The organism is Pseudomonas sp. IT-P218 (genome assembly GCF_949767605.1).
Lineage (GTDB): Bacteria > Pseudomonadota > Gammaproteobacteria > Pseudomonadales > Pseudomonadaceae > Aquipseudomonas > Aquipseudomonas putida_AE.
The window spans coordinates 261,831-278,544 of the sequence record NZ_CATKQQ010000044.1; the positions used below are offsets into that span (position 1 = coordinate 261,831).

At 61.1% G+C, this 16,714-nt stretch carries 10 protein-coding genes; all 10 read right to left on the minus strand.

The features are described from left to right. Positions 1-2 precede the first annotated feature (2 nt). On the minus strand, positions 3-1,460 hold the full coding sequence (gene gspE / locus ACM6I6_RS21590; RefSeq protein ID WP_323606478.1) for a type II secretion system ATPase GspE: 1,458 nt from the start codon (positions 1,458-1,460) through the stop codon (positions 3-5). Further along, on the minus strand, positions 1,457-3,385 hold the full coding sequence (gspD, locus tag ACM6I6_RS21595) for a type II secretion system secretin GspD (RefSeq protein WP_414920684.1): 1,929 nt from the start codon (positions 3,383-3,385) through the stop codon (positions 1,457-1,459). Before gspD ends, gspE begins: the two co-directional genes overlap by 4 nt. Before the next feature lie 8 nt (positions 3,386-3,393). Then, entirely contained in the window at positions 3,394-3,891 is a 498-nt protein-coding gene (locus tag ACM6I6_RS21600; protein ID WP_323606480.1) for a type II secretion system protein N, read from the minus strand. A gap of 129 nt (positions 3,892-4,020) precedes the next feature. Next, positions 4,021-5,493 carry an N-acetylglucosamine-binding protein GbpA gene (gene gbpA, locus ACM6I6_RS21605; protein WP_414920730.1) on the minus strand — a complete coding sequence of 491 codons (1,473 nt, stop codon included), beginning with the start codon at positions 5,491-5,493 and terminating at the stop codon, positions 4,021-4,023. A 289-nt stretch (positions 5,494-5,782) separates the two neighbouring features. Continuing rightward, positions 5,783-6,850, minus strand: coding sequence for a uroporphyrinogen decarboxylase (gene hemE, locus ACM6I6_RS21610; RefSeq protein WP_274076089.1), 1,068 nt, complete (start codon positions 6,848-6,850; stop codon positions 5,783-5,785). Positions 6,851-7,096: 246 nt separating this feature from the next. Then, positions 7,097-8,515 (minus strand): FAD-dependent oxidoreductase, encoded by a 1,419-nt coding sequence (locus ACM6I6_RS21615; RefSeq protein WP_414920685.1) that lies wholly within the window; start codon positions 8,513-8,515, stop codon positions 7,097-7,099. Positions 8,516-8,547: 32 nt separating this feature from the next. Continuing rightward, complete coding sequence (gltB, locus tag ACM6I6_RS21620) at positions 8,548-12,993, minus strand: glutamate synthase large subunit (RefSeq protein WP_323606483.1); 4,446 nt, start codon at positions 12,991-12,993, stop codon at positions 8,548-8,550. A gap of 349 nt (positions 12,994-13,342) precedes the next feature. Continuing rightward, the gene (locus ACM6I6_RS21625) at positions 13,343-14,932 is read right to left on the minus strand and encodes an SPOR domain-containing protein (protein ID WP_406592753.1); all 1,590 of its coding nucleotides are present in this window, start codon (positions 14,930-14,932) and stop codon (positions 13,343-13,345) included. A gap of 10 nt (positions 14,933-14,942) precedes the next feature. Then, complete coding sequence (gene aroB / locus ACM6I6_RS21630) at positions 14,943-16,043, minus strand: 3-dehydroquinate synthase (RefSeq protein ID WP_274076093.1); 1,101 nt, start codon at positions 16,041-16,043, stop codon at positions 14,943-14,945. Positions 16,044-16,193: 150 nt separating this feature from the next. Continuing rightward, positions 16,194-16,712: a shikimate kinase AroK gene (gene aroK / locus ACM6I6_RS21635; protein ID WP_032831512.1), complete on the minus strand. Its 519-nt coding sequence runs from the start codon at positions 16,710-16,712 to the stop codon at positions 16,194-16,196. Between the last annotated feature and the right edge of the window lie 2 nt (positions 16,713-16,714).

Genomic DNA, 16,714 nt, shown 5'->3' on the forward strand with positions numbered 1-16,714 from the left:
GACTAGTCCTCCCGAGTCACGCGCAGCAGCTCGTCGAGACTGGTCAGCCCGTCCAGCACCCGTTGGCGACCGTCCTGGAACAGACTGCGCGACATCTGGCGCGCCTCGTTGGCCATGGCCTGTTCACTGGCGCCCTGGTGAATCAGCGCGGCCAATGCCGGGGTCACGCTGATCAGTTCATAGATGCCAACGCGCCCGCGATAACCGTGCTGACACTGCTCACAGCCCACGGCGCGGAACAGTTGCAACGGCTCCGCGCCCAGCCCCAGACGCTGGCAGGCAGTCGCATCCGCGCTATAAGGCGCCTTGCAATGAGGGCATAAGGTGCGCAGTAATCGCTGGGCCAAAACCCCCACCAGCGACGAAGCCAGCAGGTAGGCATCGACCCCCATGTCTACCAGGCGCGTCACCGCGCCGACCGCACTGTTGGTGTGCAGCGTCGAGAGCACCAGGTGACCGGTCAGGGAAGCCTGCACGGCAATTTCAGCGGTCTCGCGGTCCCGGATTTCGCCGACCATCACCACGTCCGGATCCTGGCGCAGGATCGCCCGCAAGCCCCGGGCAAAGGTCATGTCGACTTTCGGGTTGACCGGCATCTGCCCCACGCCCGGCAGGTGGTACTCAATGGGATCTTCGACCGTGAGGATGTTGCGGGTCTGGTCGTTCAGACTGTTGAGAGCGGCGTACAGGCTGGTGGTCTTGCCGGAGCCGGTGGGCCCGGTCACCAGCAGAATGCCGTGGGGTTTGCCCAGCAAGTGACGCAGGTCCCGCAGGATGTCCTCCGGCATGCCCAGGCGCGACAACTCAAGGCGCCCGGCCTGTTTGTCGAGCAAGCGCAGTACCACCCGTTCGCCGTGTGCCGAGGGCAGGGTCGAGACCCGCACATCGACTTCATGCCCGGCCAGGCGCAAGGCCATCCGGCCATCCTGGGGCACGCGTTTTTCAGCGATATCCAGGCGCGCCATGACCTTGATGCGCGACACCAGCAGCGTCGCCAATTCGCGTCGAGGCCGGAGCATTTCCCGTAATTGTCCGTCGACCCGCATGCGCACCGACAGGTACTGCTCGAAGGTTTCCAGATGCACATCGGAAGCGTGCTCGCGCATTGCCTCGCTGAGCAGCGCATTGATCAAGCGGATGATCGGCGCGTCGCCCTGCTGTTCCAGCAGATCAGCGGTTTGCGGCACCTTGTCCACCAGGCTGAGCAGGTCAAGCTCTTCGTCGAGCCCTTGGGCCACCTGCTCGGCGGCACTCTGGCCCTCGCGGTAGGCGGCCGCCAGGCGTGTGGCAAATACCTCGGAGGCCAGCACCCGCAGCGGCAGCTCGCGAGCACATACCCGGCGGGCTTCCGCCAAAGCGGTGAGCGGCGTATCGGCCCGCACCGCAAGGCTCGACTCGCCGCCTTCGCACTCCAGCAGCACACCGAACCGACGGGCGAAACCAAAGGGCAGTTGGGTCATGGCGTGTTCGGCGCCGGCTTGCGCAGGTCGAACATCGGCGCATCGGAAACCGGTTCGAACAGCTGACGTGAATCCGCCGGCAGCAGCAACGAGTTGTTATCCAGCGCCCCCGACTGGCTCAAATCACGCAGCGCGTTGTAACGTTGCTGGCTGATGCCGCTCAGGTCTTCCTTGCTGCGCACGATCGTGGGCCGCAGGAACACCATGAGATTGCTTTTGCTCTGGGTGTCCCGGTTCCAGCGAAACAGAGCGCCCAGGTAGGGAATATCCCGCAGCAGCGGCACCCCGCTTTTCTGGGTCCTGACGCTGTCCCTGATCAACCCGCCAATCACGATGATTTCGCCATCGTCGGCCAGGATGGTGCTCTTGAGGGCGCGCTTGTTGGTGATCAGGTCCGAAGAGTCGATGCCTGATACCGAGGGTGCGATGTCCGACACTTCCTGCTCGACCTCCAGCCGCAGCGTCGAGCCTTCGTTGATGTAAGGCTTGATCTTCAGGCTGATGCCCACGTCCTTGCGTTCGACGGTGGTGAACGGATTGTCCGCACCGTTGCTGTTGGTGGCGTAGGAGCCGGTCTTGAACGGGACGTTCTGGCCGACGATGATGTGCGCTTCCTGGTTGTCCAGGGTCAACAGGCTTGGTGTAGAAAGCAGGTTGCTGTGTGTGTTGCTGGCCAGGGCCGAAATCAACGCGCCAAAACGATCACTGCCCAGGCGCAAAATCGCGCCTTCGGGTGCGGATTTTTTCTCGTCGAAATTCAGGCCGCCAACAATCGGGATATCGGTGCCGGGAAAATTGATGAAGCCTTTCGCATCCCCCGTACTAAAGCCCCATTGCACGCCAACGGCCTCGGCGATGTCCCCGGAAATCTCGACGATGGCGGCATGGATCAGTACCTGCGCGCGCGGCTGGTCCAACTGGCGCACGATGCTTTCGATGGTCCTGACCTGCTCCGGCTCGGCGATCAGCACCAGCGCATTCTGGCTTTCGTCGGCCTTGATCATGAAGGCCGTGCCAGGCGCTGTGTCCTTGCTGCTGCCAAGGGCTGGAGGCGCTTTTCGGCCTTGTCCCATGCTTTCCAGAATTTCCGCCAATTGCTTGGCATCGCTGTGACGCAGGCGGATCACCCGGGCATTGTCCGCAGTCGCCGTGGCAGGAACATCGAGACCGCGTGCCAACTCGGCCAAGCGTTGGCGAACGGCTGACGGGCCAATCAGGATCAGGCGGTTGGTTCTGCTGTCGGCCAATACCTGGATCGCGCTCTCGGCAGTGCGCTTGACCAGGGAAGCTTCCATCACGGGGGCCACGTCACTGGCCCGGGCGTGGCGCAATTGCACCACCGCGTGCATGTTGCCTTGTCCGGAGTCCAGTTGGCGGATGACCTGGACGATGCGATGCGCGTTGGCCGCCGTCTCCGTGACCACTACCGCATTGGCCGACACGGATGGCCCGACATAACCGTTGGCCGAGACCAATGGCCGGACCAGCCCGGCGATGTCGGCGGCACTGCTGTTATTGAGCTCGATCACCCGGGTGACAAATTGCGAGGGCGTTGCGTTTTTTGCAGGGCTGGTGCCGGCGCGCGTCCTGGCTTCGGTTACTGGCGTGATCAGGATCCGGTCACCTTCATCGATCACCGTGAAGTTGTGGGCGTCGAGCACCCCGTAGAACAAGCGGCGGACGCCTTCGCGATCAAGGGCTTGTTGAGACATGACGGTGATGCGTCCGGAGACCCTGGGATCAAGCACCACGGTGGTTCCCAAAATGCCGGAGATCTCTTCGACGATGTCGCGCAGCTCGGCGTTGTTCATCGCCAGCTGCCACTTTTCTTGCGCCGCCTGCGACGTACCCGACAAGGCCAAGCTCGCCAGAACGACAAGTACAAGCATGGAGCGCAAGGCCTGCACGCCAATGAAACAGTTCATGATGTTGATCACTCTGACGGCCCGGAAACCGGGCGTAGATAACGCGTAGAAATAGCCGAAGCCTGGCTGTCGCCTGGCGACCCGAGTCGGCGAAGGAAACGCGCGACAGGCGGTTGCAGCGTTAATCGCTCTTCCCGCCCCTTGTTCCACAGCACAACTTGATTGGCTTCGACGCGACGCAGGACGCTGCCACCGGGCAAGCGTTCGCCCACCAGGTACATACGCGAGCCTTGGGCATCGGCGAGCAACGCTTTGGACAAACCGTTGCTGAGGATAAAACTGGCCTGCAATGTCAGCGGCTCGGCACTGGCCAGCAATGAGGTGCCTTGCGTCAGCCCCAGCACCGATGCCACCGCAGTAGCATCCAGCGCTACAGGGGCGGGAACAGAGGCTGGCGCCACCACCGGCAGAGGCGGCGAGGCGAGGCGCTCACGAAAGTGCCACTCCTGCCAGATCAGCAGCGCTGCATAACCCAGCGGCATGACCAGCAGGCCAAGACGGCTCATCACCTTCCCCGAATTCTTCACGAGTGGCTCACTCGAGCCGTTCGATAACCCGAAACCGTCATTCGCAACTCGATAAAAAAGTGAAGCTTCAGGCAACCTTTTCAGGTCACCTGAAGTACTGCGAGGGACTTAGAGTTTGTCCCAGGCCATGTGCCAATGCGGACCGATGCCAGTACCAGGTTCGAAACCATTGGCAGACGGGCTGTACTGCTTGCAATAACCGGACGCGGGGAATGGCTTGCACTCAAAGACTTCATTAGTCTTCGGCTGCAACACCTTGGTACCGGCGGTGTACTCGCTGAGGCCTTCCGGGAACACGAAGTCGTAGTCGGCACCGGCGCCTTCACCGGTCAGTTGGGTCACCTGGGTATCCTGGCGGATGGTCCGGCCATCCAGGGTCGTGCCGACCAGCGTCAGGGTGTGCTTGCCGGGGTTGCTGCGAACATCTATGGCCAGCCAGGACGAACCGCTGTCCGCTTGCGCGGAAGTGGAACCTACCGGCTTGTTGCCCTCATCGAACAGCGTCGCTTCGACGTTCATCTTGCGATTGGAAAGGATACTGAAATCGATCCTGGCCACACCTTTTTCCAACAGATACTCAGCTTGCCGGGAAGCGACCGACAGTCGAGCCGCAGCATCTTCCTGCATCTTCAACTGCACTTCGTAGCGTATTACGCCGCTGTCTTTTTGCGCATACACGCTGTTGTTGCCCTTGACCGGTTCGATCGTGCCGTTTTCATCTCGGACGCCCGCACGGATAAGGGCATGAGCCTTGTTGATGGCTTCTGCCAACTTGAACGACCAGTTGTTTGGCGCGCCTTCCTCTGCACTATTGATGGAGATTTCAACGCTGTAGTCGGGGCTTTCGCCATTAGCGGTGAACGCGCGGGCCTTGACCTTGTCACCGACCAGCAACGAGGTTGACGGCGCGATACTGCCCACGGAGGACCAACCGCCCGGAAGTTCCGGCTCGGCCAGGATGTTCACATCCGCGGCATTATAAAAAGCTGCATCGGTATCACCGACCGTCCAGATCGCCAGGATGACGTGTTGACCGGTTTTGTCCTTGGGGATGTTGCAGTTGTGTTTGGCACCCGACTCCGGCCTCTGGTTGCCGCCATCGATGGTGCAGAACGGCGTGCTTTCGAACGTTGCCCGCTTGAGTGCTTCGTTCGGGTTCCAGCCGTTGCGGGTGATGAAATACTCATGTTTGGTGGCCGGGTGCACAGCCGTGTAGCGCCACTGGAAATCGATGTTGCGATCCTTGATTTCCGTCATCTGCCAACGGGTGGCCGATTGGGCGTCCAGAGCCGAGAACAGCGAGTGACCGCCACTCGGGATCTTGCCATCGACCGGCCCTTGCAGAGGCGCGCCGCCAACACCCGAAGGAAACCCCTTGAAGGTTTCACCGACACTTTGAGGTTCGTATTGGGCGCCACCGCAATTGGTATTCACGCCTTTTTGGCAAAGCAGTGCACGGGAAGGCGGTACTTCCAGATAGCCATGCGCGGAAACACTTTGTGACGCCAACATTGCCGATAACAGGATCATTGAAGAAGTGCAGGCGGCCGATGCACTTCCCTTGTAGTTAGTATTTTTCATCCAATAAATTCCAGACTGCTTATCGAAGATCAGGGCGCGTATTGCTTGCGCCGTTAAATGCAATTGAGCTCAACAATGGTGAGCACTGATCTGTAAATCTACTTGGATGAAAGCGATTTATATGTAGGGAAAATCGCTACTTACACGAGGACTTTTCCATTTAATTGTTTATCTGACACAAAATGAAAAAAATCTTACAAGAGGCAACCATTAGATTGGAGAGAAAAACTTAGTATAAAAAAGCCCGCCCGGCACCAGGCCGGACGGGCTATATACAATTTGAACGCAATTATTCGTGATACTGCGCCGACAACTCATGCACCGCGCGCAGGAAGGCGCCGGCGTGTTCCGGATCGACTTCCGGGGTGATCCCATGGCCGAGATTGAACACATGGCCGCTGCCCTTGCCGTAGCTGGCGAGGATGCGTCCGACTTCGGCGCGGATCGCTTCCGGCTTGGCGTAAAGCACGGTTGGGTCCATGTTGCCTTGCAGGGCAACTTTGCTGCCGACACGTTCACGGGCGCTGCCGATGTCGCAGGTCCAGTCCAGGCCCAGTGCATCCGCGCCAGCGTCGGCGATGCTTTCCAGCCACAGGCCACCATTCTTGGTGAACAGGATGACCGGCACCTTGCGGCCTTCGTGCTCGCGGATCAGGCCGCTGACGATTTTCTTCATGTAGGCCAGGGAGAATTCCTGGTACGCCGCCGCCGAGAGGCTGCCACCCCAGCTGTCGAAGATCTGCACCGCTTGCGCACCGGCCATGATCTGGCCGTTGAGGTAGCTGGTGACGGTCTGCGCGAGCTTGTCCAGCAGCAGGTGCAAGGCTTGCGGGTTGTCGTAGAGCATGGTTTTGGTCTTGCGGTAGTCTTTCGACGAGCCGCCTTCGACCATGTAGGTGGCCAGGGTCCACGGGCTGCCGGAGAAGCCGATCAGCGGCACGCGGCCGTTCAGTTCGCGGCGGATGGTGCTGACCGCGTCCATCACATAGCCCAGGTCCTTGTGCGGATCAGGAATCGGCAGGGCCTCGATGTCGGCCAAGGTGCTGACGACTTTCCTGAAGCGCGGACCTTCGCCGGTTTCAAAGTACAGGCCTTGGCCCATGGCATCGGGAATGGTCAGGATGTCGGAGAACAGGATCGCCGCGTCCAGCTGCGGATAGCGGTCGAGCGGTTGCATCGTGACTTCGCAAGCGAACGCCGGGTTCATGCACAGGCTCATGAAATCGCCGGCCTTGGCACGGCTGGCGCGGTATTCAGGCAGGTAGCGACCGGCCTGACGCATCATCCACACGGGGGTGACGTCTACGGGTTGCTTGAGCAGGGCGCGCAGGAAACGGTCGTTCTTCAGGGCAGTCATGTCGGCATCCGGAAAAAAAGTGCGGGCATTTTCTCAGAGCCGGACGTAAAAGGCACGGATGCAGGTCAGCCTTTTGTCTATCGGGTCAATTTGTCGCGCTGAAATGCAGGCTTTGCAGCACCCCAAAACACTGTGGGAGCTGGCCTGCCGGCGATGCAGACACCTCGGTTTGTCAGATAAACCGAGGTGCCTGCATCGCCGGCAGGCCAGCTCCCACAGGTATTGCATTCCAGGATTGGAAGTTGGTCAGACGCCCAGGTAATCCAGAATCCCTTCAGCCGCATTACGGCCTTCGAAGATCGCCGTCACCACCAGGTCGGAACCGCGCACCATATCGCCACCGGCGAAGATTTTCGGGTTGCTGGTCTGGTGCTTGTACTGACCGTGTTCCGGGGCGACGACGCGGCCCTGGCTGTCGGTCTGGATGCTGAACTGCTCGAACCACGGCGCCGGGCTTGGGCGGAAACCGAAGGCGATGACCACGGCGTCGGCCGGGATGATCTCTTCGGAGCCCGGGATCGGCTCGGGGCTGCGACGGCCACGGGCGTCCGGTTCGCCGAGACGGGTCTCGACCACTTTCACGCCTTCGACCTTGTCTTCGCCAACGATGGCGATCGGCTGGCGGTTGTAGAGGAATTTCACGCCTTCTTCCTTGGCGTTCTTCACCTCTTTGCGCGAGCCCGGCATGTTCGCTTCGTCACGACGATAGGCGCAGGTCACCGATTTGGCGCCCTGGCGGATCGAGGTTCGGTTGCAGTCCATCGCCGTGTCGCCACCGCCCAGTACCACGACCTTCTTGCCTTTCATGTCGACGAAATCTTCCGGCGACTTTTCAAAGCCCAGGTTGCGGTTGACGTTGGCGATCAGGAAGTCCAGCGCGTCGTACACGCCCGGCAGGTCTTCACCGGCGAAGCCGCCCTTCATGTAGGTGTAGGTGCCCATGCCCATGAATACGGCATCGTATTCTTCGAGCAGTTGCTCCATGGTCACGTCCTTGCCCACCTCGGTGTTGAGGCGGAACTGGATGCCCATGCCAGTGAAGACTTCGCGGCGATTGCTCAGCACGGTCTTTTCCAGCTTGAACTCGGGGATGCCGAAGGTCAGCAGACCGCCGATTTCCGGGTTCTTGTCGAACACCACCGGGGTCACGCCGCCGCGCACCAGCACGTCGGCACAGCCCAGGCCCGCCGGGCCCGCACCGATGATCGCGACACGCTTGCCGGTCGGCTTGACCTTGGACATGTCCGGGCGCCAGCCCATGGCGAACGCGGTGTCGGTGATGTACTTCTCGACCGAACCGATGGTCACCGCGCCGAAGCCGTCGTTGAGGGTGCAGGCACCCTCGCACAGACGGTCCTGCGGGCACACCCGGCCGCAGACTTCCGGCAGGGTATTGGTCTGGTGCGACAGTTCGGCGGCCTGGAGGATGTTGCCCTCGGCCACCAGCTTCAGCCAGTTGGGAATGAAGTTGTGCACCGGGCACTTCCATTCGCAATACGGGTTACCGCAACCCAGGCAGCGGTGGGCCTGGTCGGCCGACTGCTGGGGTTTGAACGGTTCGTAGATTTCCACGAACTCTTTCTTGCGTTGACGCAACAGTTTCTTCTTCGGATCCTTGCGCCCGACCTCGATGAACTGGAAGTCATTATTCAGACGTTCAGCCATTTTAAAACCTCATCAAACTCTTCAGGCGCATATCACTGCGGGTTGGCACGGGTGCTGGAAAGCAACGACTTCAGGTTGGCAGCCTTGGGCTTGACCAGCCAGAAACGACGCACGTAATCATCGAGGTTCTCGGCGAGCTCACGACCCCACTCGCTGTCGGTTTCCTCGACGTACTCGTTCAGCACGCGTTGCAGGTGGCTACGGTAGGCTTCCATCGCCTCGCCGCTGATCCGCTGGATTTCCACCAGTTCGTGGTTGACCCGGTCAACGAAGGTGTTGTCCTGGTCGAGCACGTAGGCGAAACCGCCGGTCATGCCAGAGCCGAAGTTATAACCGGTCTTGCCCAGGACGCAGACGAAACCACCGGTCATGTACTCGCAGCAGTGATCGCCAGTACCTTCCACGACGGTGTGGGCACCGGAGTTACGCACGGCAAAACGCTCACCCGCGGTACCGGCGGCGAACAGCTTGCCGCCGGTGGCGCCGTACAGGCAGGTGTTGCCGATGATGGCACTGTCCTGGGTCTTGTAGATGCTGCCCTTCGGCGGAACGATCACCAGCTTGCCGCCGGTCATGCCCTTGCCGACGTAGTCGTTGGCGTCGCCTTCCAGGTACATGTTCAGGCCGCCGGCGTTCCACACACCGAAGCTTTGACCGGCCGTGCCTTTGAAGCGGAAGGTGATCGGCGCGTTGGCCATGCCCTGGTTGCCGTGCTTGCGCGCGATGTCACCGGAGATCCGCGCGCCGATGGAACGGTCGCAGTTGCAGATATCCAGGGCGAATTCGGCGCCGCTCTTGTCGTTGATCGCCGAGGTGGCCATGTCGACCATTTTCTCGGCCAGCAGGCCCTTGTCGAACGGCGGGTTGCGCTCCACGCCGCAGAACTGAGGCTTGTCCGCCGGCACGTGGTCGCTGCCCAGCAACGGAGTCAGGTCGAGGTGATGCTGCTTGGCGGTCTGGCCTTCGAGGACTTCCAGCAGATCGGTACGGCCGATCAACTCTTCGAGGGAGCGCACGCCCAGCTTGGCCAGCCACTCACGGGTTTCTTCGGCGACGTAGGTGAAGAAGTTCACCACCATGTCGACGGTACCGATGTAGTGGTCCTTGCGCAGCTTCTCGTTCTGGGTCGCGACGCCGGTGGCGCAGTTGTTCAGGTGGCAGATGCGCAGGTATTTGCAGCCCAGGGCGATCATCGGCGCGGTGCCGAAGCCGAAGCTTTCAGCGCCGAGGATGGCCGCCTTGATCACGTCGAGGCCGGTTTTCAGGCCGCCGTCAGTTTGTACCCGGACTTTGCCGCGCAGGTCGTTGCCGCGCAGGGTCTGGTGGGTTTCGGCCAGGCCGAGTTCCCACGGAGCGCCCGCGTATTTGATCGAGGTCAGCGGCGATGCACCGGTACCGCCATCGTAGCCGGAGATGGTGATCAAGTCCGCATAGGCCTTGGCCACACCGGCGGCGATGGTGCCGACGCCCGCTTCCGCTACCAGCTTCACCGAGACCAGCGCCTTCGGGTTGACTTGTTTCAAGTCGAAAATCAGCTGCGACAAGTCTTCGATCGAGTAGATGTCGTGGTGCGGTGGCGGCGAGATCAGGGTCACGCCCGGCACTGCGTAACGCAGCTTGGCGATCAGACCGTTGACCTTGCCCCCTGGCAGCTGACCGCCCTCGCCTGGCTTGGCGCCCTGGGCGACCTTGATCTGCAGCACTTCAGCGTTGACCAGGTATTCCGGAGTCACACCGAAACGGCCGGTGGCAACCTGCTTGATTTTCGAGCTCTTGATGGTGCCGTAGCGCGCCGGGTCTTCGCCGCCTTCGCCGGAGTTGGAACGCGCACCAAGGCGGTTCATGGCTTCGGCCAGGGCTTCGTGAGCTTCAGGCGACAGGGCGCCCAGGGAGATACCGGCGGAGTCGAAGCGCTTGAGCACCGACTCCAGCGGTTCGATCTCGCTGATATCCAATGGCGTGTCGAGGGTTTTGACTTTCAGCAGGTCGCGGATCATCGACACCGGGCGGTTGTCCACCAGCGATGTGTATTCCTTGAACTTGCTGTAGTCGCCCTGCTGCACAGCGGCTTGCAGGGTGTTGACCACGTCCGGGTTGTAGGCGTGATATTCGCCACCGTGGACGAATTTCAGCAGGCCGCCCTGCTGGATCGGCTTGCGCGGGCTCCAGGCTTCGGTGGCCAGGGCTTTCTGCTCGGCTTCGATATCGACGAAACGCGCACCCTTGATGCGGCTCGGTACGCCCTTGAAGCTCAGGTTGCAGACTTCCTCGGACAGGCCGATGGCTTCGAACAGTTGAGCGCCACGGTACGACGTGATGGTCGAGATACCCATCTTCGACAGGATCTTCAGCAGGCCCTTGGTGATGCCTTTACGGTAGTTCTTGAACACCTCGTAGAGGTCGCCCAGCACTTCACCGGTACGGATCAGGTCGCCCAGCACTTCATACGCCAGGAACGGATAAACGGCAGAGGCGCCGAAACCGATCAGCACGGCGAAGTGGTGCGGGTCACGCGCGGTTGCGGTTTCCACCAGGATGTTGGAGTCGCAACGCAGGCCCTTCTCGGTCAGGCGGTGGTGTACCGCACCGGTGGCCAGGGAGGCGTGGATCGGCAACTTGCCCGGGGCAATGTGACGGTCACTCAGGACGATCTGCGTACGACCGGCGCGCACGGCTTCTTCAGCCTGATCGGCAACGTTGCGGATCGCAGCTTCCAGACCGATGCTTTCGTCGTAGTTGAGGTCGATTTTCTGGCGTTCGAAGCCCGGACGATCGAGGTTCATCAGCGAGCGCCACTTGGCCGGGGAAATGACCGGCGAGCTGAGGATCACGCGCGACGCGTGTTCCGGCGACTCCTGGAAGATGTTGCGCTCGGCACCGAGGCAGATCTCCAGCGACATGACGATGGCTTCACGCAGCGGGTCGATCGGCGGGTTGGTCACCTGCGCGAACTGCTGGCGGAAATAGTCGTACGGCGTGCGCACGCGCTGGGACAGCACGGCCATCGGCGTATCGTCGCCCATCGAGCCCACGGCTTCGTAGCCTTGCTCGCCCAGTGGACGCAGCACTTGGTCGCGCTCTTCGAACGTGACCTGGTACATCTTCATGTATTGCTTGAGCTGATCGACGTCGTAGAACGCCGAACCGTGGTCGTTGTCCTCCATGGTCGCCTGGATGCGCAGGGCATTCTTGCGCAGCCATTGCTTGTACGGATGACGGGACTTCAGGCGGTTGTCGATCGCATCGGTGTCGAGGATCTGACCGGTTTCGGTGTCCACGGCAAAGATCTGGCCCGGGCCAACGCGGCCCTTGGCGATCACGTCTTCAGGCTGGTAGTTCCAGACACCGATTTCCGACGCCAGGGTGATGAAACCGTTCTTGGTGGTGACCCAACGCGCCGGACGCAGACCGTTACGGTCGAGCAGGCACACCGCGTAGCGACCGTCGGTCATTACCACGCCGGCCGGGCCGTCCCACGGTTCCATGTGCATCGAGTTGTATTCGTAGAACGCACGCAGGTCCGGGTCCATCGTCTCGACGTTCTGCCACGCAGGCGGAATGATCATCCGCACGCCACGGAACAGGTCGATGCCACCGGTGACCATCAGCTCCAGCATGTTGTCCATACTCGAGGAGTCGGAGCCGACGCGGTTGACCAGCGGGCCGAGCTCTTCCAGGTCCATCAGGTCGTTGCTGAACTTGGTGCGACGGGCCACGGCCCAGTTGCGGTTGCCGGTGATGGTGTTGATTTCGCCGTTGTGCGCCAGGAAGCGGAACGGTTGAGCCAGCGGCCATTTCGGCAGGGTGTTGGTGGAGAAGCGCTGGTGGAACACGCAAATCGAAGTTTGCAGGCGCTCATCGCTCAGGTCTGGATAGAAGGCGGTCAGATCCGCCGGCATCATCAGGCCTTTGTAGATGATGGTCTTGTGCGAAAAGCTGCAGACGTAGTGGTCGGTATCGGCGGCGTTGGCCACCGATGAACGACGACGGGAGGTGAACAGCTTGACGGCCATGTCCTGGTCGCTCAGGCCTTCGCCACCGATGTACACCTGCTCGATCTGTGGCAGGCGCTCGAGGGCCAGGCGGCCGAGGACGCTGGTGTCGATCGGCACTTTGCGCCAGCCGACGAGGGACAGGCCGGCAGCCAGGATCTCGCGGTTCATGTTCTCGCGAGCAGCCTCGGCTTTGACCGGGTCCTGGTTGAAGAAGACCATGCCCACCGCGTATTGCTTGGGCAGTTCGACGCCGAACGTTTCCTGGGCGATGGCTCGCAGGAATACGTCCGGCTTTTGAATCAGCAGACCGCAACCGTCACCGGTCTTGCCGTCAGCATTAATCCCACCGCGGTGGGTCATGCAGGTCAGGGCCTCGATGGCCGTTTGCAAAAGGGTATGACTGGGCTCGCCCTGCATATGGGCAATCAGGCCGAAACCGCAGTTATCCTTGAATTCATCTGGTTGGTACAGACCTGCTTTCATAGACACTTTCTCACCAGGCTGCCTCTTGTCGAGGCAAATTTCTTTTCAATTCAACCACTTACCATCCGCGCCGAACGTACGCCAGCTTTGCGGGGGCAAAAGGGAGGTCATTGTACACACCGACACTTGGCCTCACAAATTTGGCGACGAAATGTCGCAAATCTATGTCGCATTTGCGAAAGGTTTAAAGCGATCCGCTGTGCTAGTCAAAACTTTTTTAATTTTGACCGCAACGACTCAAAGACTACTGTGACGCAGACACCACAAGGCACGCGGCCTGTAGAGGCGGCATGCCGTGCAGAAATATTGAGGTGCTTGGAGAGGCGGCCTGGGTAAGGCCGCCGAATCTTCAGCGAGCTGTTGCCAGTTCCTGTTGGACGCTGGCGACAGAGCGTGGCCAAGGTTTACCAGCCTGAACCTTCGCTGGCAAGGCCTTGATGGCGGAAACGGCTGCATCACGATTGGCGAAACTGCCGTAGGTGATCACGTAGAGCGGTTTGCCGTTGAGGACTTTCTTGAAGTAACGGTACTCGCCGCCCTGCTCCTTGACGAAGCTTTGCGCGGCCGTTTCGGAGCTGGTGCCGAGGATCTGCACCACGTAGTTACCCGGCGCTTGACCTGCGTACCAGGTGCCACCGGCTGCCTTGGCGACGGTCGCTGGTTTCTCGGCCGGTTTGGCGGCAGCGGCGGCTGGCTTGGCCGGCGCTGGGGCCGGAGCAGGCTTGGCAGCCGGTGCTGGCGCTGGCTTGGCGGTAGCGACCTGGGTCGGCGCTGGCGCCGGCTTGGCGGTTGGCGTTGGCGCAGGACCGGCCGGAACGCCTGCTGGCGGTGCAATGGTGGTCACGGTCGGCGGTGTCGCGCTGGAACCCTCGACCGGCACGCCGTCATCGCCCTCGGTGATGCCACCCGCCGCTTCGGCCAGCGGCTCACGCATGACCGGTTGCGAATTGCCGACCAACGGCAATGGCGTTGGCTGCGTGTTGCCGGCGAATTCAACGGCCGGAGCACCACCCGCTTGTGGCGAACCCTGGCCGAGCGGCAGTTGCGCCTGTTCGTTGGCAGGCGCCCCCGTGGTCGGTGCTTTGCTGCGACCCGGCATCAACCAGGCGGCAGCTACCGCGACCACAACGACGGCGGAAATCGCCAATACGTGTTTCTTCGGCATATTGAACCCCATACTTGGACGCTTTACCGCGGAGCGGCTGGCAATCATGGCTTCGATCATCGCATCGCGGGCAACCTGGTTGATGTTGCCAGGCCAACCCTCGGAGCTTTCGTGAATATCAGAGATCTGATTTGCGGTGAAAAGTTCGATACCCCGGCCAGCGCCTTCGAGCCGCTGGTCGAGGTATTCGCGGGTTTCCTCTTCGGTGTAAGGCTGCAGCTCGATGACGTGGAAGCGCTCTTCCTCGAGTTGCAAAGCCTCGAGCTGGGCGATCATCGACGACTCGCCGAACAGGAATACATGTGGACGGCCTTCCGGCGCACCCGCGGCCAGGGCCATCAAGGCTTCGAGCGCGGACTCGTCGAGCTGCTCGGCATCATCGACCAGCAGATAGACTTCCTGCCCGGTGAGAGCCAGCTGCACCACCTGCTTGAGGATTGCACCGATCTCGGCCTGGGCAACGTTCAGTGCCTGGGCGACCTGGTGCAACAGGCCAGCCGAATCACCGGCACCACGGGCGGAAACCACCACGCTCTGCACGGTCTGCTTGTTGGTGCTGGCCACCAGGGCCTGACGCAGCAGGGTCTTGCCGCTGCCATGTGGACCTGTAACCACCAATAGCAACTGGCTATACCGCGCCAGATGGTGCAACTGCCCCAGCACCGGCTTGCGCTGGGCTGGGAAAAATTTGAAGCCAGGGACCCGTGGAGCAAAAGGGTCATGACTCAACTGGTAGTGGCCGAGGAAAGCCTCGTCGGCATGCAAACTAGTCATCGCGTTCTTATTAACCTTTAAGCTGAGCCAGGGCGCGGTAATCCGCTCCCAGCGTGGCCTGTAGAACCTCTTTCGGATAATCGTCGGTCACCACCGCTTCGCCCATGTGGCGCAGCAGCACCAGGCGCAAACGACCGTCGATCACTTTCTTGTCAATTGCCATGTGTTCGAGAAAATCAGCTTCCGTCATTTCTTCCGGCGGGATGACCGGCAGGCCGGCGCGCTGGAACAGGCGAATGCCGCGATCGCGTTCCTGTTCGGTGATCCATCCCAGGCGCGCGGACATTTCCAGAGCCATTACAGTGCCAGCAGCCACTGCCTCTCCATGCAACCAGACACCATAGCCCATATGGGTTTCGATGGCGTGACCGAAGGTGTGACCCAAGTTGAGCGTTGCCCGCACGCCGGTCTCCTTCTCGTCGGCGCCGACCACGGCCGCCTTGGCCGCACAGGAGCGCTCGATGGCATAGGTCAGGGCTTGCTGATCCAGATTGCGCAGGCGGTCGACGTTTTCTTCGAGCCAGGTGAGGAACGGCTCGTCGCAAATCAGCCCGTACTTGATGACTTCGGCCAGGCCGGCGGACAGCTCGCGGGCCGGCAGGGTATTGAGGGAGGCGGTGTCGATCAGTACGACGTTCGGCTGATAGAAGGCACCGACCATGTTCTTGCCCAGCGGATGGTTGATCCCGGTCTTGCCACCCACCGAAGAGTCGACCTGCGACAGCAGCGTGGTCGGAACCTGGATGAAGTCGACACCGCGCTGGTAGCAAGCCGCCGCGAAACCGGCCATGTCGCCAATCACGCCGCCACCCAAGGCGATCACCGTGGTGCGTCGATCATGCCGCGCGGTCAGCAGGCCATCGAAGATCAGCTGCAGGGTTTCCCAGGTCTTGAAGGCTTCGCCGTCGGGCAGCACCACGGAAATCACCGAGAACTGCGCAAGGCTGCGGGTCAGACGTTCGAGGTAGAGCGGCGCGACGGTTTCATTGGAAATGATCGCCACTTGCCGTCCGCGAATATGCGGGGCCAGCAGCTCGGGCTGGTCCAACAAACCTTCGCCAATATGAATCGGGTAGCTGCGCTCGCCTAGATCGACCTTGAGTGTCTGCATGTGTCCCCACAGTGAAGATGGAATCAGGCAACCTGCCTTGAGTTAACGAATGTCTACGGCCACTGTTGTGTGACGCCGTTCGTCGGCCGTTCGCCACAACCTTGAGCGGTCATGGCTGGACGCCGAGGATAGCGCATTTCGGGCGGCGCTTTAACGGGGCGGCAATTGCTGCAGACGCTCCAGGATATCGAGCACGACCATTCGCGGCGGTCGTTCATCCGTTTCCACCACCAGATCGGCAATTTCCCGATACAGGGGGTCACGGATCGCCAACAGATCCCTCAGGGTCTTGGCCGGATCGGCCGTGCGCAGCAATGGCCGATTGCGGTCGCGGGACGTGCGGCCGACCTGCTGCTCGACAGAGGCATGCAGGTAGACCACCCGTCCGCCGGCGCGCAGCGCCCGACGATTGGCTTCGCGCATGACTGCCCCGCCGCCGGTCGCCAGCACCACGCCGTCGTAATCGCACAGCTCGGCGATCATTGCCTGCTCGCGCTCACGAAAGCCCGGTTCGCCTTCCTTGTCGAAGATCCATGGGATATTGGCGCCCGTGCGTAATTCAATTTCCTTATCGGAATCTTTGAATGGCAAGCGCAACTCTTTGGCCAGCAATCGGCCGATGGTGCTTTTTCCAGCCCCCATCGGTCCTACAAGTATCAAATTTCGCACAG

What these genes read in the sequence shown, in the direction of transcription:
- ACM6I6_RS21615 (WP_414920685.1), bottom strand. Translation starts at nt 8,515, where the DNA reads ATGGCTGAACGTCTGAATAATGACTTCCAGTTCATCGAGGTCGGGCGC.
- gspE (WP_323606478.1), bottom strand. Translation starts at nt 1,460, where the DNA reads ATGACCCAACTGCCCTTTGGTTTCGCCCGTCGGTTCGGTGTGCTGCTG.
- gltB (WP_323606483.1), bottom strand. Translation starts at nt 12,993, where the DNA reads ATGAAAGCAGGTCTGTACCAACCAGATGAATTCAAGGATAACTGCGGT.
- hemE (WP_274076089.1), bottom strand. Translation starts at nt 6,850, where the DNA reads ATGACTGCCCTGAAGAACGACCGTTTCCTGCGCGCCCTGCTCAAGCAA.
- ACM6I6_RS21600 (WP_323606480.1), bottom strand. Translation starts at nt 3,891, where the DNA reads ATGAGCCGTCTTGGCCTGCTGGTCATGCCGCTGGGTTATGCAGCGCTG.
- gspD (WP_414920684.1), bottom strand. Translation starts at nt 3,385, where the DNA reads ATGAACTGTTTCATTGGCGTGCAGGCCTTGCGCTCCATGCTTGTACTT.
- gbpA (WP_414920730.1), bottom strand. Translation starts at nt 5,493, where the DNA reads ATGAAAAATACTAACTACAAGGGAAGTGCATCGGCCGCCTGCACTTCT.
- ACM6I6_RS21625 (WP_406592753.1), bottom strand. Translation starts at nt 14,932, where the DNA reads ATGACTAGTTTGCATGCCGACGAGGCTTTCCTCGGCCACTACCAGTTG.
- aroB (WP_274076093.1), bottom strand. Translation starts at nt 16,043, where the DNA reads ATGCAGACACTCAAGGTCGATCTAGGCGAGCGCAGCTACCCGATTCAT.